Raw genomic sequence first — 16169 nt, 5'->3', positions numbered from 1 at the left:
TTGATCAGAGGGAGGATTCCTACTGTTTAGGGGACTCTAGGAGGGCAGTAGCTGAGCGAGGCAACAGATGAAAACTTACAACTTTGAATTCCTTCAAGACACGTTTGATGAGCAGCAAAAAGTGATCGAGAATGCTACAGGCTGCCTAACCTTCCTTTCTCAAGTCCGTGATACTCAAAGACGGCAAATTCTCGCGGCACAGAATGAGATTGGGCGATTGCAGTACAAACTTGAAGAAGCTCTCGCAGAAAATACACAGCTCAAAAATGAGTTATTCAAAGCTGAGTTAAAAATACAAGTCCTGACAGAGCCAAGCGCGATCGGCAAATTGAAAAGCTGGATAGGAACTCTCAAACGTTGATAGCTATCACAACAAATGTCAAAGTCAAACCTAAACCTCGATTTTTACGCCAACTTGCTGCAATCCATGAACCGCAGTATTGATGGCTTTCAGAACTTGGTCGAAAGCGAACGCGCAGATAAAGAAGAAGCCTTGCAAATGGCAGGCGAACTCGAATCGATTGTTGCTCTGCGCGATGCCCGAATTGCTGAGCTAGAAGCTGAGAATGCAGCTCTGAAAACTGGATTTGAAGCAACTGAAACGAAGCGCTTACAAGAAATTGGGGACATGATCGAGCAGTTGCATAATGCGATCGCTGGATTGAGCAACCCCACTCAACCGGAGACGGAAACCACAGAGGACGAAATCGACCTAGAAGAGGAAGCTGAAGACTCAGATCCAGTCGAGAGCGTCTAACTCGTCTGAAATTCTCACCGAGAATTGTTCCCGAATCCCACTGCCTTTTTCAAACCTAACTGGAATGGCTTTGGTGTTCGGGAACTTTTGTGTCAATTTGTCCAGTGCATCTTGAATCGTGTGATCACCTTGCCACTGAACTAAGAAGATTTGCCACAGTCGATCTGCTCTTACACAGTCAAACATCGCTTTGCCGTCATTACGAATCGGCACGCGACGAATAATGATTTCCAACCCAGTGACAGTGCGATCGCTAATTGTTTCGCCACTATCGAGAACCGCGATCGCAGGTGTTTCAACACCACCGGGCAGAGTATAGCTCCCGATTTCGTCTGTAAGTAGCTCTTGAATCTGCGATCGTAGTTCTAATACCTTCAAGACTCTTGCCCCTCAAAATCTGAACAGTCTTCCCCATTGCCGTAGGGATGAATTCCGCACACAAGAAAAGTGCCACCATAGCTTTTCCCGTGAAAGTTTCGGCAATTCTTGCATTGGAGAGGATGTTGATGTGGAGTTGGAAAGACTATCCCAATCCCACCATTCATACAGGAAAATCTTAAATACTCTGCTTCAAGTTCATTGGTGCTAGGAACACCAATCCTGCTCACTTCTGAAACCAGAAAATCAAAGCGATGCGTTTCTGCTTTTACAGGAATGCCTTGAAAGTATTGAGCAGGCTGAATTTCTTGTTCGATATTCGCGATCGCGATATCAAGCCGAGCTGTAATAATGACATCTACTGGGCAATTGACTTGATATCCGTTTACTTTCTCAAGTCGAAGTCCACCGAGGAAAACCGATCCATCTCTGAACACAAGCTCTCCCGCACTTGGATGGAACCGCAAGGTGAGTGTGCGAAGCGAAAAACTAAATTCATGGATTCGTATTCGATGCGATCCGGCTGAGTCGCTAACTGTTGCGAACAGTTCCGTGGGGTCATTGTTGTATCGATATGTTTCAACTCGCCAGAACTGGGTCATGACTTCAATCGTTTTCTCAACTCAGTTGTCATTATGCCTTGAAAATCGGTGTTAGCTGCGGCGTGCTCTAGCCACGGTCTAGCAGGCGTAGGATTACCGTTGCTGTCTATTCCCTCGTGAACATTTGCTGCATGTTCAGCGGTGTATTCAACGATCGCAGTATTTGCATCTGGAAAGCTCACTTCTTGCGAATCCCGCAGCTCATCTGTATCCCGAATCGTTCTTGGAGATGTGGCAACTTCCCCTGACTTTCGCAAGGTGATTCCATCCCACCGCCAAATCTCAGCATCGATCGCTTCTGTACAATTTTCAGCGTATTGCTCAACGGTTGCCTTGAATGCGCCCTCAATCGCTCTGTTGACCTTGCTCAAATCAATCTTCAAAGAAAGTGACCTCCTCATCAATGTCGAAGTAGATTTGAGTCGGTTTGAGTACCCGTCCCAGGCTCACTAAGAAGCCAGAATCAATCAAGCTTGCGTCCTGCGTCAGATAGCCATCTCGCCCCAAGAAAATTGGTGCTCCCACCGTCCACTGCCACGATGCATCAGTCACCACTCCTTCACCTAGCAACACGGGCGACTGCCCGACCGCTGCGGCTGCTCGCGTCAATCCCGCGATCGTATAGGCGTGAGCCTCAATCCGATGATCCGCATACACCAACTGCCCATCAACAACGGCAACGACTCGTAGAGCCGACAAATTCACACCAGCAATCAAACCACTCTCGATCGCTGGAATTTCTGGCGTACTGCTGCTTGTTCCTTTAATCAGAGTGAACGTGCCATAGATTTTATCGCCCAGAATTTCGCGATCGCCCCAAACGCTCTGAGTCGGCACCCGAATCAGAAACTTTCCTGTTCGACCGCCAATAATCGCGTCAGCTTCAGCCAAATCGGGAATTGAGGGCGGAACGAACATCGGATTGATCATTCGTCCCGACATAACCTCGATCGGTGTTTGCACTCCGGGTGATGTGTCCTGCACCGCCCGATTCGCTTGCACCCCATCAGGCTTTAAATACGCCTCAACAACCAAATCCCCAAGGACGGGGGTGACGTTGCCCGTTTCGGGGTCAGTCACGATTTGTCCTGTGGGGAGATGGAAGGTGAGATTCGCGTTAATTGGAAAAACGCTGCTCATCGGGAGTGTTTGAGAAGTTGGTACATTAGCCAGAGGCTACCGAAAAGCGCGATCGCTAAAATCGCGCCTGGAACAATCAAGAACACGAGCGCGATCGTCACGCCTCACCTTTCTTGAGTTCAGTGACGCGACGATTGATCGCATTGATCAATACCTTGCGCTTTTCTGACTTCAGCCAAGTCTCAAGAACCGCAACATCAAAGGTCTGCTCGATCACTTTCTGAGCTGCAACGTCAGAGAGCTTATCGAGTCCGGTTTCGCCTTCGGTTGGAACTTTGTTTTCGATCTTGGCTTTGGGTTCAACTGGTTCGATCGCGCCCCAAATCCGATGCTGTTCATAGTCTGGATGAGCCAGCAGTTTTGCTAACTCAACTTCAGACAAATGATTCGTACCAGGCTTGAGCTGCAAGCGATCGTAGTACTGCTCTCCCTTGCGAGGAGGATTCAGCTTTTCAGGACGGAATAAAACGAGTTTGTTCATTGTCCCCTATGCCTTCGGATAATCGATATAGCGCCCTGCTTTCGGGAAGTTCCAGATTACAGGCGAAGTGCAGGCATACATCGGAGTGATGTATTTGCCACCGCGATACTCTTGAGGCATCGGCGCGGTCGGTTCGATGTGACGTTCCAGAATTTCAGAATCCAATGGATACAGCACCATGCGGTCTTTATTGGTGCTAGTCGCTTGAACACCATTCGCTTCCAAGGTTGCGCTCTTGAGTTCGGTGAGTTTGCGAATGCTGCTGAGTCCGGTTGATTTCAGTACGAATTCTTCAACAGTCGCATCACTGTCGCTCATTCGCTTTTTGATCATTTCGCCATGGAGCAATGGTGTGACCAACAGCGTATTCGGCGTTTCAGTCAGCTCGGTCGAATCTTCGATCGCGATGCACTCGTCAATAATCCACTCAGCCAACTCATCACCTGTAGCAGTGTACGGGTTGAAACTGCTGTTATTCACAGGCACATCGACATTGTTCAAGAATCCTGTAAGGTCGTATTTGCTCGTGCCGAATGCGGCGATCTGATTCATCTTTTCAGCGATCGCGCGACGTGCTGCAAACGCTTTCTTGTCAGACAGCGGAACACCAGAACGATCAGCCGCCTGCATTTGGCGAAACGTGAAGTGAAAGCCACTAAAGACCGCGATGATCTTGTAGCTGACTTCTTCAGCGCCAATATCCGAGAGCGGAATATCAAAGGCTTCATCCGCCCCGATCGCTGCTTCACCGACGACTTCCATTTGTTCTTGAACGAGGGTAGCAGCACCCGCTTGCAAGTCAGGAATCGTGGGGATAATCGAACCATTTTCAAAATTGAGATTGCGGTAACGCTTCTCTAGAACTGCTGGAAGGCGTTGCTCTAGAAAGCGCTTTAAATGAACACCCGCGCTATCGTGCCGTAAAACCATCGTTCAATTACCCCTTGATCACTTGCATAAGGACTAAACCGGGACCCGCCGCTTCGAGGAATCGGAGGCGAGTTGTGGAATCACACTTGGCTGTATCAGCATCGTTGCGAAAACGTCCGATCCGTTCATGTGCGCCAGGAGTGCTGTTGAGGGTATGACGGAAAAACACGGTATCAGTCGGTGTTACCGCTTCTTCGACATAGCCATAGAACAAGCCTTCTGCCAGGTATGCCATTGGCACTTTAGGCTCGTAACCTAAATCGCCTTGCGTGGTCAGGGTGCGCTCATTCTTTTCATAGACATCGGTTTTCACAGCGATGCCCATGAATTGTTGACCCGTAGCAGAAGGAAGCGCGATCGCAACATCTGTCCCGCTCGATCCTGAACCGCGAACCACTGCACGTCCAAACGGGATGATTGCGTTCGTCGAGTTGTAGCCAGTGCGGGCCACCCATTCTTCAGACCGTGCGATTTGCCCTTCGTAGCCACGGGCTAAATCACCATAATTCGTAATCGGCATTTATTCTTTCTCCCCTTGTTTCCAAGCGTCTGCGTAAGCTTGTGCAGCTTTCTTGCGAGCTGAGTCGAGAGCATCAACGCGATACTCTGTGTTGCTCTGAGCAACCGTCACTAACTCAAACAAGTCTTGAGAACTATCGGTGCGCGTCTCGACTTGCTTAAGCGCTGGCTCGGTCAACTCCCACATTGCAGAGATCGCATCATCGGATTTGCCGTCGAGCTTGATTTCGGGGAATTTCTTGGCGATCGCTAGTTTCTGAATCTCAGAAACGCTCAATTTGTAATCCGGCTGGAAGTCAGCAGCATCTTGACGAAGCAAGGGCAATACAATCTGCCAAGTGCCCAGGCGTGCCTCAACTTCGGTAGAAATTTGATCTGCGTCCATCCGAGTTTGTTCAGCAGCATCAAGCTTTTGAGTCAGTTGCGTTTTCTCAGCACTCACAACTTCTAGCTTGGCTTCAGCAGCATCGGCACGCTTGATTTCCGCAACTGTTGCGGATTTGGCAGAGCTTAAATCTGCGTCGTGTTTGGTTAAAGTTTCAGCGATCGCATCTGCCAACTTTGGAGCATCGTCTCCATCAATGTTGTAGTTGCGATTGCCAAGGGTAACAATTGTCATTTTTGGCGAATCCTTACGATCGATAAGGGGTAAATCAACTTGATCAGTTGGTGTAGAAGTTCCCTCGCCTGCATCCTGTACCCAAACCTCCACAGGCTCATCGGCTGAATCCACGCCAAACCGAACTTCTGACCCGGCACGACCACGATAGACCGCTGCCACATGATTGCCGTAGCGATTCACTTGATCGTATTTGCCATCGCTTCTAAGCTTAATTTCAGCGTCATAGCCACAACTGACTTCACTCGCATCACCACGCTCGATCGCGTCAATTGTTTCTTTGTCCGTGACAGTGCCGACGATGCCAAGAAAATCGTTATCGATCGTGATGGCGTGCCCGGTCATGCCGCGCTCATATTGCCGCGCATTTTCTGCCGTAACCCGCTCTGGGGGATGACCGAGAGTAATTGGCTTCATTTTGAAGCTATCGGTGCTGTCCTTAGCGAATAAAACTTCAGGCGAAACAACTTCGATTCGTTCCGTTCCATCAGCATTGCGATACTTCAATTCGCCCACACGAGCGATTCGCATGTGGACGCGCAAGAAACCTTCTGGGGTGCGTTCGTGTTGAAAGATGTGTCCGCGATCAACGTGGAATACCATTGTGAGCCAGTGCTAAACTTAGCTCTGGAATTCCTACTAGAGACTATGCTGAGATTTTCAGGTGAGCGAAATGGGCGAAAATTTATCGGTATTGGCTTAAGCAAGTTAAACGTTGAGCGTTTAAAAGATGATCAACCGATCATTCAGTCGCTTGATATGTTGGGACTCTACGATACTGATATCTTCATCCTGTACGGAGAAACTGAGGACAGCATTGCTCGTGAATTAGAAACCCAACTGGGTCAACTTCCTGGGAAGCGAATTGAGCAACGCACTAAGGAACAACGAACAAGAGGCTTTGGTAGGGATGAGAAAAAATGATTTATCCAGAAGACGATGGCAACATCACAGATGAAGTACTTCTTAAATGGCATTCAAATGCACACTTGGCGATTTCGCTATTGAATGAAGTGCCTGCAATCAATCAAGATGGTAGTTGGTACTATCCGCACGGCGGAACTTGATTGAGGGATTCCATTTTAAGGTTACGATTGATGCTCGATCGGTTCTAAAATTTGGGCAGCTTCGGCTTCGTAAGCATTCGCTGTCGATGGACTTGCGGATACCCCAAGACTGACTGAGCCTTGTTGGCAGCAAGAAGTGATCAGAGATCGCACCTAAATTATTTTCTAAAGTAAGTTGCCTTCACCTCTTGAAGACATTCCTCGATCATGGTCAAAGAACCTTTTTTACTGCCAAACAGAATCATTCGTTCGCATAATTCAGCAAACTCAATCGCTGATTCTTCCGAGTCAAAATCTCCGATATTGAAGTGAGCAAGTCCATCGTCATCAACTCGGAAGAAGAGAAACTTACCCGCATTCTCGAAAATGTCGTAGGTTGTTCCATGAATTTCGACAACACTACCAGGTTCGCGATCGTTGGGATGAATTGTATAACTCGTCCCATGAATCTCAATTGTTCTAGTTTCGTTTGCCATGATTCGCTGTGTAAAGTGTCTCTAAATTTAACATGACAATCCCGATTGACGATCGCGCCTAACAGCCTCGCTTATTGTTTCAACAGCTTCACTACCTGAGTCTTCCGTGCCTCAAACACTTCTCTCGGCACTAGCAGCAGCGTGTATGAAGCAACGGAGCCAGCTAGCGTCGCACTCATCGTGACCAAAACTTCAGCAATCACTCGTGTTCCAACGATCGGCACTTCGATTTCATCTCCGATCACCAATGTCGGAACCGCTTCGTTGGTATATTTCAACGTCACAATCAATTCGTCGGGAATTTCGGCGATTAGTCTGCGATCGTCAATTAGCTTCCACTGCATTCAGATACTCAACGCTACACCGACAGTTTGCACCACATTGACAATTTTGCTTCGGCAATGGCAGAGAATCGATCGCTACAATCCCTCTCGCTGCATACTCGATACAGTCTGGGCAAGATTCCGAAGCGTGGAACTTGCGCCGCATATAGCGAAATCCCGCTTCAATTTTGCCTTGCTGCTCAGATGCCGCAAAACTCAGGTTTGAGCTATTGGCATAGAGATTCAATCGCGCCTCAAATTGCGCGCGTCATCTTGCCTTGCGTTAGGTCTACAGCGAATTGCCGAGATTTAGACCGTTTCAGAATTCCTAATAGACTAATTAATCAAATTCTACGCAATATCAAATTTATAAGATATATTAGATATATGAGATCTAAACAGTATTAGAGTCTGAATACTGTTTAGATCCAGATACTGTTTAGATCCAGATACTATTTCGAGCTGGCAGGCTCGAAATAGTATCTGGATCCACTCATCTATCTTGTGAGCCGACCAACGCTCTCAGGGGTAGAAGTCAACCAACAAGGATGTTCTATGCCAAGACCAAATACCACTCAAAGAAATCGTGGAGAACCACTAGATGTCGAAGTTTCGCCTAGAGAAGAGCTTGTCCTATTGGCTCTCTACTCTAAAGAGCTTTACGGGCTACAAATCCCACAAGCAATGTCAGAAGCAAGCGGAGGTAAGCGAAAATTCCAAATTGGTTCGCTTTACCCTACACTTCATTCTCTTGAGAAAAAGGGACTCATCGAGTCACGATGGGGCGATGAAGGACGAGATGAGCGCGGAGGTGCGAGACGGCGCTACTACAAACTTACAGGCTCTGGTGTTGCAACACTGGAAGCAATCCAATCTTTCCGTGAAAATCTTATTGCTTGGCAACCTGTGTGACGGAGAAGAAGATATGCGTGAAGACCAAGAGACAAGCTCCCCTAACAACCAGAAAAAAGCAGCTTTTAAGGCGAATCAAAATTTTTTATCCAGGCTGCAATATTCTTATATCCTTTTTCGTTACACTCTAATAAACAACTTTCTGACTATCCGCATCTCGCTACTAGAGAACTCCACAAAAAAACCTTCTGAAGTTGAGCAATACTTGGAGGAGAAAGAGAAAGAACTAGATGTTCTAGAAAGAGCTTGGCGATTGCAAAAACGTTTCTGGCGATACAAGAAACCAACGGTTGCCCAAGTTTGGGCGACTCGATGGATTGCAATGCCGATCGCTTATCTCTTCCCAAGCGATCGGCGTGAAGAATGGCTAGGTGACTTGTACGAAGGAAATCTGCAATTACTGAATCAAAGATATCCACGGTGGTTAATTAATTTGATTAATGTTGGGAGAACCGTTGTCTTAGTTGTCTCCGCACTCAGCATCAAGGTGTCTGATCTTGTCTCTTCAGCGTTCCGAGGCAGAATTAAATAATTCTCAACCCTACTTCATCTCTCCATCCAGCAGGGTTGAGAACTTTTCAGGCGCATTAGACCGCCATTCGTTTAGTGCGGCATTGATGTCAGAGCGATCGACATTTGCTAACTCTTCAAATTCTCGATCGCTCAACACTTCTCCTTCAACCTGGAACACTTCTGCCGCATCTTTGCGATATTGGGCAATCTCCGAAACTTTCATTTCTCGAATCCCACCGAAGAACTCCGGAGGCATCACTTGCTTGTAAATTTGCTCTGCCTGCTCTGATGAGTCAAAGCCTAACATCAGCTTTTCTTCATCGAATTGCCCATTGATATGTTGAGCGATCGCATAAACTTTCTCACTCAGCAAATTCGATCCCACATAGCAATCGACTGCCATACCATCCGCGCCTTTTGTGCCTCGGACATGACCATACGCGACTGGGAGCAATCGACCGTGCCGCTGATCGAAGGGCAAATATTGCAGCCCTAATTTGAAGCCCTGGAAATCAATGATTCGCTTTGCAGGAGTTGCATCATCAATCCGCAACGCATCCTGTTTCTGTTGCGGATTTGGCTCAGCGGGTTGAGACTGTTTCGCCTGCTGCTGCTGCTTCTCGCGGGGTGTGACGGGCAGTTCGTTTGAGAGCAGAACTCGCTCGATCGAGTATTCCGAGCCGCCCCATGCCCCTTGCCGCACTTCTTCTTGGGAGAGCGTACCAGCAGCGATCGAGGGTAAATCGACCTCTTTCGTTTGCTTGCCTCTGAGTTCGACTTGTTCTTTGAGGTTGAGCCTGAGAACAGATTTATATTTGACTGCCCAATCATCGGGGACTCTGCCACCTGTCGGGCTATTTTGAGCTAGCATCAGCAGTCGGAAAAATTCCGTCACTGGCTCGTCTAAATTTTCTGATTGATAGTCTTCTACTGCATCAGCCCAGGCAAATTTGTCGCCTTCAGCAGAATTGGATAATGCGGTTTTCTGAGAGCTTCCCCATAGTTTCGTCGGAGGCATGTCGGCAGCCGCAGCCGTATCATCTTTTAAGCGATCGATTAACGAGTCCAACCCAGAAAAGTTTCTCCCTACATACGAGCCATCTTCGCCATCACCATCCATCGCAATGCCCCCCAATGCCGATTTAGAGAGCAGAATCGCTCTAAATCGCTTGAGGATGTCCTCTTCCTTCCCTTGTAAAATTAGCTGCCCCAAGCCCTTCAGCTTGTAGATAAATGTGTCGTAATCTTGCACCATGCGGACGCTGTATTCGAGCGCTAGCAAATAGCGCATGAATGATGCATAGAACGCCAGTAAAACTGAGTCGTTGTAATGTCCGTTCTCCTCAATCAGTCGCCCGTAGAGACGCTTACCAGAGAATCTGAGAACTCGAGTTCGATGAATCCGACCATAGCTCAAGCCCTCACGCATTATGTTGTGCGGTAGTGAGAGTTGATAATAGTCAGGATTTCCGGGCATTCCCGAATTTGTAAGTGGGGTCAGACAATAGCGATCGACCGACTGAATCCAGGAAATTTGCCGAATCCGCGCTTCATTCACAGGCTGATCCGGTGCTTGCCCGTCATCAATGCCGAGAATGATAAATCCGTCGCCGTCGAGCCGACCTGCGATCGCGGACTCTCGGACGTGATCGCGAAAATTTAATTCTTCTGAAAGCTTGATCAGCTTCGAGGGAATAGTCTTTCTGCCCTTGCCGAGTGTAATTTCTAGCCAGTTCTTTGATGTAGCGGCAACAGGCAAGAGATTGACAACTTTTTCGCAGATTTTATTCTGGCGATACAGGGAATGAATTTCAGTGCGATCGAGGGTTGCAACAAACGAGCTAATCGCATTATCGAGATATTTGTCTCGCCCATGCTGACCCAAACCTGTCGAGCGATTGCCAATCAGGGAGCCGAACGCATTCATCAGTGCGCCGTCATTGTGCCAAAGCTCGATCGCCGTTTCTTCGCTCATTACCAGAAGCCATTACATCTGGGTGAGAATTCCTATGAGCTATATCTCGACTACTGCAACAAGTTCGCCTAGAACTCTACTGACCTACAAATCTAGAGTTACTGCATAACCTCTCTAGAAGTGAACTCTACACCGATACAAGGCGTTCAATGAACTCTCTAAAACTCCTAAGAGCATCTTAGATTACACAGTCAAGCATGATGAGCATTGGGATGTTTAACCGCGCTCGATGCTCAACACATTCAAACAAACTGTTTACTTTCTGAAAATCATGAATATTAACTCTTGCAAAGCACTGCTCGGACTATCCTTAGTCGCGTCTTGTGGCATTGCTCTGGCTCCACACCCCGCCGAGGCTGAAACAACACTCCCAACGATCACCGTCATTGGGCATCCCCCCCAAAGCCGTACCGACATCGAACGGATCTTGGATCAAGTCAGACAACCGTCTATCATCAGAGAAACCTTGGAAGATATTGGTGCTCTGGAACCGCCACAGTACCCACAGACAAGTTTGTCGCTTTACACGATCGATTGTCGGTCATCACAGGATGTCAGAACAAATGCTGTCACTCAAGCACTATCGGTAAGGGGTTCTTCAACTTACTTGACCTTTGGGACAGAGGTGACCGTTCAATACATGAATGAAAGAGGCTCTGAAAATTTTGTTGTGACAGGCGGCGGCGGTCCTAATACCGACACGGTCAGGGCACTTACTCCGGTTGCTGGGACGTTAATCTGTCGTCCATAAAGCATCTTGGCTCTGTGATGAAACTTGATGAGATTCATTGCAGAGTTATTTAACTCGTTGGCTACAACTAATTTTTTCCCGAGTCTGTTATCAGAAAAGCCACCATCCTAGCCATATTGCCACAGCAGTCAGGGTGATGTTGTCAATGTCTTGGTACGGCAAGGCTTCGACGATCGGGATCACGAGTGAGATCGCTGCGACATTTCTAGCAGTCGTTACTGAATCTAAAAGAAATTCTTCAAGGTTCTTGAGCACTTAACCCACCAAAATCGACATCACAGGGATTGATCCGCCTGCTGTATTCATTGAGCCATCTAAATCAGTCGTTGCAACAAATCCGGGCGGAACCTCCAAGTCAAGCGAAGTATCGATCGCTAATTGTTCATCCATCAACGAATCGATCATCCCAACCAAATTACTAAAGGTCACGCCATCTGCTTGCTTTACAGAAACATCTTTCCGGTTCTGCTGTAAGGCTTTAGCTGATACGTAGTAGCTGCGATAAATCACTGTTCCAGCAGGTAACACATCACCTTCGATCTCGGTTTCGGCTTTCAATTTGCCAGCGGAAATTTTGAGCTTCTGCGTCAGGATCGCATCGCGATCGCTAATGCTCGTAAGTTCTTTCACGAATGCCAGCGCCTGAGTTAAATCCGTGTAAATCGAAGGCATTAAATTGCTCCCCACCATGCAGCACTTTGGAACGGCGCAAAGGCATAGACTAGAGCATCGGCATAGTCAGGCGACTTGATTCCGCGCTTTGCCATATCTTCCTTGCTCTCAATCAGAATCTTACCCGCGCTGTTATATTTCCTCAGAGGTTGGCTCAACTGAGCAATCAAAGCAGGGTGATTCGGTATCGAAATCAATTCATCTAGTGGATAGGTTGCCAGCCCATTCACATGCTCATAGGTTTTCTCAAACCGCCGTCGCAATAACCACCAAATCTCTGCTCTGAGGTTTCGGAAAATTTCTTCACTCTTGCGATTGTCAAATTCCGCCCAAACCGTGTCGCTAACCGATGCACCGCCATTGATGGCTTGAATTGTGAAGGGCAAGCGATCGCTACTGGATAATGTCCCACCTACACCTGCGCCCACACCGATCGCGTCGTAATTGAGATGAGTGATTCCCAATTTCTGACCTAACTCGATCGCTTTGAATGCCGTCTGAGTCGTGTTGCCTTCTCCCCATGAGTCGATATCAGTCACGACCGGGCCATGCCGCGCAATCAGCACATTAGAGTCCTTGCCTTCATCGGCAATATCTAATCCCGCTGCCTTTTCGCCATTGGTCGGCAAATCAAGTCCGATCGCAGCTAACACCCACTTATGCGGAATCGTTACACCCTCGATAGATGCGTTGTAGTCAATATCAATTTCTTGGGCAACAATCACCGGATCAAGCGTGGCAAGCTGCTTCTGATACCACTGGTCATCCTTGCGAGGATCATCGCGCCAATGAAAGGTGAACACCTCAATTTTTCCGCTCAACCGCTTCTGGGCGAATGGATTACCTGGCCCATTCGGAGTAGAAGTATAGAACACAACCTCAGTGTTTTGAGAAATTGCCGCATCAACCCGCTCGGCACGCTCAATAAATGCCGCTTCATCTACGTCATAGACACTGGATCGACCACCCCGACCCATATTGTCGCCTGCTTCTCCGGTAATCGACGATCGACGATCCCGATTTATCAGCTTCAAACTGCCATCGCTATAGTCTTGCGGTCGCATCCAGTCAGGTAGGTAGCGAATAATGAAGCGAATTTTCTCGAAAATCGAGTCAGGGTCGCCAATACGATCGACAAGCATTTCTTTACGAGATCCAACCGTTCCTTTGAAGCCAGTTTCAAACAGCCATGAGTGAAGCTGAGCGCAACAGTTGAGCCAGGTCAAACCCATGTCACGGGACTTTTCAATCAGTCCATGTTCCTTGTTGCGTCGGCGTTCTAGTCGCCAGTGCAAGTATTCAGCCTGCTTGGAAAACAAATCCATTGGAATAACTGCCGGGGAACGACGCGGATCATACGTCCATACCCAATCACGCACCCATTGAGCAGGGTCACGGGCGCATTGAGCCAGAATGATTTGAACTTGTGCGGGATCTGCTTCGGTTTGCTTCAGTAATTGCTTGCGTCGTTCGATGCAATCGGTTTGCAGGATTTCGCAATCCGCGATCGCATTCCAGATGAGAGCGTTAACACTACGTTCCTCATTAATTTGCGCGATCGCGCTTTCCCATTGTTCTTTTATGCTTTTTGCCGTTGCCATTCATCTCGCAGTGCCTGCATAAATGTGTCCGGCGTGTAGCCAAGTTCGATTGCGCGTTTCACAAGATCAGACGCGCTGGGGGGCTGTAATTTCTCGCGATATTCCAGCAATCCTTTCAGTGAGTTCGCGATCGCAGCTGCATCTTTGCCGACCGAGCTTCCCAAATCAGCGTATAGGGTGGCAATCGCATCGTTCAGAATTTCCAGTGTGTTTTCGGGATGCGCGCGACGAATCGATCGCGGATTCTCGCGTGGGGTGCGATTAGTGTCGAGATTAATAACTTTCGCTGCGGTACGCTTCGCCTCCCAACCGCCATCTTTCGCCCATCGCTCAATTGTGCGATCGCTGACTGCCCCATCGAATTTTTCTGACAATTCTTTGGGTGAAAGCTTGCTGTTGATATAAGCCTGCTCGATCGCGGCTTTGAGGTTTGGATCTGTGGGCGCTGGCATGAGGTTCGACAACCATCCGACAACCCTGTAATTCCTACTGTGTGAGATTTCTACGTTTTGAAGACGTAAAAAGATTGTCGGTTGTCGTGAACTCGATTGCGGAGGCTAAAAGAGCGACGGAGCGGGAGGTCTAGCGGTGTTGTCGCGCTAGTACCACCGCTAACTACACTTAGGCGCAATCACCTTTAGGAACACTCGCAATGATGTTTTTTTGAGACGAAATTGTGAAGAGCGATCGCGAAATTATTCAAATGTGGCTGCACGGCAAAGCCAAACGCACCATCAAAGATTATGAACGCGATGTTGAGCAGTTTACTCAGTTTGTACAGAAGCCACTGCCTGAAATCGAACTTTCTGACCTGCAATTATTTGCAACCGACTTGAATCAGCGCGAACTCAAACCCGCTAGTATTACGCGCAAAATCAACGCGGTCAAATCGCTATTCACCTTTGCAGCAGAGCAGGCGCATATTTCGTTTAATGTTGCCGCCGCAATCAAACCGCCGAAAGTTGCCTCGAATTTAGCAGGAAAAATTCTGACTAAAGAAGAAGTGCAACAGTTGATTAATGCAGGGGTGACAGAGCGAGATCAACTCTTCATGCTGATGAGCTACGCGATCGCCACTCGCATCTCTGAAACCTGCTCAATCAAGTGGGAAGATTTTACAGTTCAACCGAATGGAACGATTCAGGTCACAATTCACGGCAAAGGCGGGAAGGTTGCCCCGGTCTTAGTACCTCGAGTCGTTTGGGAAAGGTTGCAAGTTTTGCGCGGAGAAGGCGAGCTGGTCTTTCCGATTAGTCCTCGCAGTGCTCATGATGTGATTAAACGTGCCGTCAAGGCAGCAGGACTCAACCCCAAGATATCAGCTCATTGGCTTCGGCACGCACATGCTCGGCACACTCTGACAGCAGGTGCACCGATCCACGTTGTTAGAGACACACTACGCCATAGCAACATCAGTGTGACGAACTGGTATCTAGAATCTTTTCCAGAAGAGAGTTCTAGCAGTTATCTCGATCTTTAAAGGCAAAACGCGCCCTAGACTCAGAGCGCGCGACTATGTATCAAATTTACCGATTGCATTATAAGCCGTTATGAGATCGAAGCAGGTGCTCCACTACACATTATTCGCGACACGCTTCGCCATAGTAATATTAGTGTCAGTAATTGGTATCTCGAATCATTTCCAGAAGAGAGTTCTAGCACTTATCTCGATCTTTAAAAGCAAAACGCGCCCCAGACTCAGAGCGCGTAACTGTGTGTACCAAATCTTATCGATTGCATTATAAGCTCGATTGCTGTTCCAGAAGCAATGCAACCTTGAACTGATTTCTGAGCAATTCCAGCTGAATTGCAGCTCGATCGCGTTTCTCCTGCAAATGATGCAGCGTATCAAGTGCGGCTAAAAATTCCGGTTGCTGAAGCTTCTCACCCTTCACAGCTTTGCGCTGTTGCTCATTCTTCAGTTCTGGGTCAAACGCGACTTCGTAATCGATGCGATTAATCAAAGCTTGATAGTGCAAATTCCAATCTCGAAACGCTTGCTCTGAGACGAGCAGTTCTTCTTGTGCCTGGGCGATTTGTTCGGGAAATTGCTCTAATCTCACTTCTTGCGCTCCAAATTTTCGACTCGATCTTCTAAGGAATCAATCCTGGCGTTTTGAGCTTCGACAACTTTCGATAGGTTGTCACTTAGCGACTCAACTGCGTGTGTCACCTTGTCTAGCTTGTTGTTCAAGCTATCAATCAGGGTAGTCAGTAATCGATCGACGATCGCGGCTTCATTTCGATCTTTTTGTCCAACCCAGGCAAAACCGCGCTGAATTAAAACAGTTGCGACCGCTCCAAAAATTCCCCATCCTGCCTGCGAATGGATCGGTGCAGCGACCGGGACAGCAGGTTCAACAATTTGAGGTGATGTTTGGGCGACTTCGCTTCTCACGGGTTGATCCAGAATACTTCTGCCTTAGAAATTCCCGACAAAAAACCGCCCAGCA

27 protein-coding genes are annotated in these 16169 nt (G+C 48.0%); 8 read left to right on the top strand and 19 right to left on the bottom strand.

The genetic code is table 11. The features are described 5' to 3' along the window. Positions 1–67 precede the first annotated feature (67 nt). Positions 68–361, top strand: coding sequence for a hypothetical protein (locus LEPBO_RS0109900; RefSeq protein ID WP_017287401.1), 294 nt, complete (start codon positions 68–70; stop codon positions 359–361). 15 nt (positions 362–376) lie between these two features. Then, complete coding sequence (locus LEPBO_RS0109895) at positions 377–757, top strand: hypothetical protein (RefSeq protein WP_036044524.1); 381 nt, start codon at positions 377–379, stop codon at positions 755–757. Here LEPBO_RS0109895 and LEPBO_RS0109890 read toward each other — a convergent pair. From LEPBO_RS0109890 to LEPBO_RS0109850, 8 genes are all read right to left on the bottom strand, one after another. Further along, a complete protein-coding gene (locus LEPBO_RS0109890) occupies positions 734–1135 on the bottom strand; it encodes a hypothetical protein (RefSeq protein ID WP_017287399.1) in 402 nt (133 codons plus the stop codon). The genes LEPBO_RS0109895 and LEPBO_RS0109890 overlap by 24 nt on opposite strands. After that, positions 1132–1737, bottom strand: coding sequence for a hypothetical protein (locus LEPBO_RS0109885; protein WP_017287398.1), 606 nt, complete (start codon positions 1735–1737; stop codon positions 1132–1134). Before LEPBO_RS0109885 ends, LEPBO_RS0109890 begins: the two co-directional genes overlap by 4 nt. Next, on the bottom strand, positions 1734–2120 hold the full coding sequence (locus LEPBO_RS0109880) for a hypothetical protein (RefSeq protein ID WP_017287397.1): 387 nt from the start codon (positions 2118–2120) through the stop codon (positions 1734–1736). Before LEPBO_RS0109880 ends, LEPBO_RS0109885 begins: the two co-directional genes overlap by 4 nt. Beyond that, entirely contained in the window at positions 2110–2877 is a 768-nt protein-coding gene (locus LEPBO_RS0109875; protein WP_017287396.1) for a hypothetical protein, read from the bottom strand. The genes LEPBO_RS0109880 and LEPBO_RS0109875 overlap by 11 nt, the downstream gene beginning before the upstream one ends. Positions 2878–2974: 97 nt before the next feature. Continuing rightward, a complete protein-coding gene (locus LEPBO_RS0109865; RefSeq protein WP_017287394.1) occupies positions 2975–3358 on the bottom strand; it encodes a hypothetical protein in 384 nt (127 codons plus the stop codon). A gap of 6 nt (positions 3359–3364) precedes the next feature. Continuing rightward, positions 3365–4288 carry a major capsid family protein gene (locus tag LEPBO_RS0109860; protein ID WP_017287393.1) on the bottom strand — a complete coding sequence of 308 codons (924 nt, stop codon included), beginning with the start codon at positions 4286–4288 and terminating at the stop codon, positions 3365–3367. A gap of 7 nt (positions 4289–4295) precedes the next feature. Continuing rightward, positions 4296–4808, bottom strand: coding sequence for a structural cement protein Gp24 (locus LEPBO_RS0109855; RefSeq protein ID WP_017287392.1), 513 nt, complete (start codon positions 4806–4808; stop codon positions 4296–4298). Further along, positions 4809–6029 (bottom strand): DUF2213 domain-containing protein, encoded by a 1221-nt coding sequence (locus LEPBO_RS0109850; RefSeq protein ID WP_071596154.1) that lies wholly within the window; start codon positions 6027–6029, stop codon positions 4809–4811. 45 nt (positions 6030–6074) lie between these two features. On the opposite strand from LEPBO_RS0109850, the gene LEPBO_RS0109845 reads away from it, so the two are divergent. Beyond that, positions 6075–6350 carry a hypothetical protein gene (locus LEPBO_RS0109845; RefSeq protein ID WP_071596153.1) on the top strand — a complete coding sequence of 92 codons (276 nt, stop codon included), beginning with the start codon at positions 6075–6077 and terminating at the stop codon, positions 6348–6350. Further along, positions 6347–6493: a hypothetical protein gene (locus LEPBO_RS43965; RefSeq protein WP_017287389.1), complete on the top strand. Its 147-nt coding sequence runs from the start codon at positions 6347–6349 to the stop codon at positions 6491–6493. The genes LEPBO_RS0109845 and LEPBO_RS43965 overlap by 4 nt, the downstream gene beginning before the upstream one ends. Before the next feature lie 21 nt (positions 6494–6514). Here the strand turns inward: LEPBO_RS43965 and LEPBO_RS44365 are convergent, their stop codons facing one another. From LEPBO_RS44365 to LEPBO_RS0109820, 4 genes are all read right to left on the bottom strand, one after another. Next, the gene (locus tag LEPBO_RS44365; RefSeq protein ID WP_017287388.1) at positions 6515–6646 is read right to left on the bottom strand and encodes a hypothetical protein; all 132 of its coding nucleotides are present in this window, start codon (positions 6644–6646) and stop codon (positions 6515–6517) included. A 5-nt stretch (positions 6647–6651) separates the two neighbouring features. Beyond that, positions 6652–6969 (bottom strand): hypothetical protein, encoded by a 318-nt coding sequence (locus LEPBO_RS0109830; RefSeq protein ID WP_017287387.1) that lies wholly within the window; start codon positions 6967–6969, stop codon positions 6652–6654. A 71-nt stretch (positions 6970–7040) separates the two neighbouring features. Continuing rightward, positions 7041–7313 carry a hypothetical protein gene (locus LEPBO_RS0109825; protein WP_017287386.1) on the bottom strand — a complete coding sequence of 91 codons (273 nt, stop codon included), beginning with the start codon at positions 7311–7313 and terminating at the stop codon, positions 7041–7043. Continuing rightward, positions 7294–7539, bottom strand: coding sequence for a hypothetical protein (locus tag LEPBO_RS0109820; RefSeq protein WP_017287385.1), 246 nt, complete (start codon positions 7537–7539; stop codon positions 7294–7296). The genes LEPBO_RS0109825 and LEPBO_RS0109820 overlap by 20 nt, the downstream gene beginning before the upstream one ends. 308 nt (positions 7540–7847) lie before the next feature. Between LEPBO_RS0109820 and LEPBO_RS40905 the strand changes: the two genes are divergently transcribed. Both LEPBO_RS40905 and LEPBO_RS42245 read left to right on the top strand, forming a co-directional pair. Further along, positions 7848–8204, top strand: coding sequence for a PadR family transcriptional regulator (locus LEPBO_RS40905; protein WP_071596152.1), 357 nt, complete (start codon positions 7848–7850; stop codon positions 8202–8204). A 205-nt stretch (positions 8205–8409) separates the two neighbouring features. Then, the gene (locus LEPBO_RS42245) at positions 8410–8736 is read left to right on the top strand and encodes a hypothetical protein (protein ID WP_086371034.1); all 327 of its coding nucleotides are present in this window, start codon (positions 8410–8412) and stop codon (positions 8734–8736) included. 9 nt (positions 8737–8745) lie between these two features. Here LEPBO_RS42245 and LEPBO_RS0109810 read toward each other — a convergent pair whose 3' ends face one another. Then, a complete protein-coding gene (locus tag LEPBO_RS0109810; protein WP_017287383.1) occupies positions 8746–10692 on the bottom strand; it encodes an anti-CBASS protein Acb1 family protein in 1947 nt (648 codons plus the stop codon). A gap of 271 nt (positions 10693–10963) precedes the next feature. On the opposite strand from LEPBO_RS0109810, the gene LEPBO_RS0109805 reads away from it, so the two are divergent. Continuing rightward, the gene (locus LEPBO_RS0109805; RefSeq protein ID WP_144056178.1) at positions 10964–11443 is read left to right on the top strand and encodes a hypothetical protein; all 480 of its coding nucleotides are present in this window, start codon (positions 10964–10966) and stop codon (positions 11441–11443) included. A 90-nt stretch (positions 11444–11533) separates the two neighbouring features. On the opposite strand, the gene LEPBO_RS42840 is transcribed toward LEPBO_RS0109805, so the two are convergent. Genes LEPBO_RS42840 through LEPBO_RS0109785 form a run of 4 tightly spaced genes read right to left on the bottom strand, consistent with a single transcriptional unit; the run spans position 11534 to position 14168 of the window. Next, the gene (locus LEPBO_RS42840) at positions 11534–11698 is read right to left on the bottom strand and encodes a hypothetical protein (RefSeq protein ID WP_017287381.1); all 165 of its coding nucleotides are present in this window, start codon (positions 11696–11698) and stop codon (positions 11534–11536) included. After that, the gene (locus LEPBO_RS0109795) at positions 11699–12115 is read right to left on the bottom strand and encodes a hypothetical protein (protein WP_017287380.1); all 417 of its coding nucleotides are present in this window, start codon (positions 12113–12115) and stop codon (positions 11699–11701) included. After that, a complete protein-coding gene (locus LEPBO_RS0109790; RefSeq protein WP_017287379.1) occupies positions 12115–13716 on the bottom strand; it encodes a hypothetical protein in 1602 nt (533 codons plus the stop codon). The genes LEPBO_RS0109795 and LEPBO_RS0109790 overlap by 1 nt, the downstream gene beginning before the upstream one ends. After that, complete coding sequence (locus LEPBO_RS0109785; protein ID WP_017287378.1) at positions 13695–14168, bottom strand: hypothetical protein; 474 nt, start codon at positions 14166–14168, stop codon at positions 13695–13697. Before LEPBO_RS0109785 ends, LEPBO_RS0109790 begins: the two co-directional genes overlap by 22 nt. A gap of 224 nt (positions 14169–14392) precedes the next feature. Here LEPBO_RS0109785 and LEPBO_RS0109780 point away from each other — a divergent pair, with 224 nt between their 5' ends. Then, entirely contained in the window at positions 14393–15196 is an 804-nt protein-coding gene (locus LEPBO_RS0109780) for a tyrosine-type recombinase/integrase (RefSeq protein ID WP_017287377.1), read from the top strand. Positions 15197–15455: 259 nt separating this feature from the next. Here LEPBO_RS0109780 and LEPBO_RS0109775 read toward each other — a convergent pair whose 3' ends face one another. Together LEPBO_RS0109775 and LEPBO_RS0109770 are read right to left on the bottom strand one after the other, a co-directional pair. Continuing rightward, positions 15456–15779, bottom strand: a complete 324-nt coding sequence (locus LEPBO_RS0109775) for a hypothetical protein (RefSeq protein WP_017287376.1) — start codon at positions 15777–15779, stop codon at positions 15456–15458. Beyond that, on the bottom strand, positions 15776–16114 hold the full coding sequence (locus tag LEPBO_RS0109770; protein WP_017287375.1) for a hypothetical protein: 339 nt from the start codon (positions 16112–16114) through the stop codon (positions 15776–15778). Before LEPBO_RS0109770 ends, LEPBO_RS0109775 begins: the two co-directional genes overlap by 4 nt. Positions 16115–16169: the final 55 nt, after the last annotated feature.

It is taken from the genome of Leptolyngbya boryana PCC 6306 (assembly GCF_000353285.1).
GTDB classification, from domain to species: Bacteria; Cyanobacteriota; Cyanobacteriia; order Leptolyngbyales; family Leptolyngbyaceae; genus Leptolyngbya; species Leptolyngbya boryana.
This window is presented reverse-complemented; position numbering and strand designations above follow the sequence as displayed.

Bases quoted from the DNA above. Each gene is read 5' to 3' on its own strand.
- LEPBO_RS0109900 (WP_017287401.1), top strand. From the start codon at position 68: ATGAAAACTTACAACTTTGAATTCCTTCAAGACACGTTTGATGAGCAG.
- LEPBO_RS0109895 (WP_036044524.1), top strand. From the start codon at position 377: ATGTCAAAGTCAAACCTAAACCTCGATTTTTACGCCAACTTGCTGCAA.
- LEPBO_RS0109885 (WP_017287398.1), bottom strand. From the start codon at position 1,737: ATGACCCAGTTCTGGCGAGTTGAAACATATCGATACAACAATGACCCC.
- LEPBO_RS0109875 (WP_017287396.1), bottom strand. From the start codon at position 2,877: ATGAGCAGCGTTTTTCCAATTAACGCGAATCTCACCTTCCATCTCCCC.
- LEPBO_RS0109865 (WP_017287394.1), bottom strand. From the start codon at position 3,358: ATGAACAAACTCGTTTTATTCCGTCCTGAAAAGCTGAATCCTCCTCGC.
- LEPBO_RS0109860 (WP_017287393.1), bottom strand. From the start codon at position 4,288: ATGGTTTTACGGCACGATAGCGCGGGTGTTCATTTAAAGCGCTTTCTA.
- LEPBO_RS0109855 (WP_017287392.1), bottom strand. From the start codon at position 4,808: ATGCCGATTACGAATTATGGTGATTTAGCCCGTGGCTACGAAGGGCAA.
- LEPBO_RS0109850 (WP_071596154.1), bottom strand. From the start codon at position 6,029: ATGGTATTCCACGTTGATCGCGGACACATCTTTCAACACGAACGCACC.
- LEPBO_RS0109845 (WP_071596153.1), top strand. From the start codon at position 6,075: ATGCTGAGATTTTCAGGTGAGCGAAATGGGCGAAAATTTATCGGTATT.
- LEPBO_RS43965 (WP_017287389.1), top strand. From the start codon at position 6,347: ATGATTTATCCAGAAGACGATGGCAACATCACAGATGAAGTACTTCTT.
- LEPBO_RS0109830 (WP_017287387.1), bottom strand. From the start codon at position 6,969: ATGGCAAACGAAACTAGAACAATTGAGATTCATGGGACGAGTTATACA.
- LEPBO_RS0109825 (WP_017287386.1), bottom strand. From the start codon at position 7,313: ATGCAGTGGAAGCTAATTGACGATCGCAGACTAATCGCCGAAATTCCC.
- LEPBO_RS40905 (WP_071596152.1), top strand. From the start codon at position 7,848: ATGCCAAGACCAAATACCACTCAAAGAAATCGTGGAGAACCACTAGAT.
- LEPBO_RS0109810 (WP_017287383.1), bottom strand. From the start codon at position 10,692: ATGAGCGAAGAAACGGCGATCGAGCTTTGGCACAATGACGGCGCACTG.
- LEPBO_RS0109805 (WP_144056178.1), top strand. From the start codon at position 10,964: ATGAATATTAACTCTTGCAAAGCACTGCTCGGACTATCCTTAGTCGCG.
- LEPBO_RS0109795 (WP_017287380.1), bottom strand. From the start codon at position 12,115: ATGCCTTCGATTTACACGGATTTAACTCAGGCGCTGGCATTCGTGAAA.
- LEPBO_RS0109790 (WP_017287379.1), bottom strand. From the start codon at position 13,716: ATGGCAACGGCAAAAAGCATAAAAGAACAATGGGAAAGCGCGATCGCG.
- LEPBO_RS0109785 (WP_017287378.1), bottom strand. From the start codon at position 14,168: ATGCCAGCGCCCACAGATCCAAACCTCAAAGCCGCGATCGAGCAGGCT.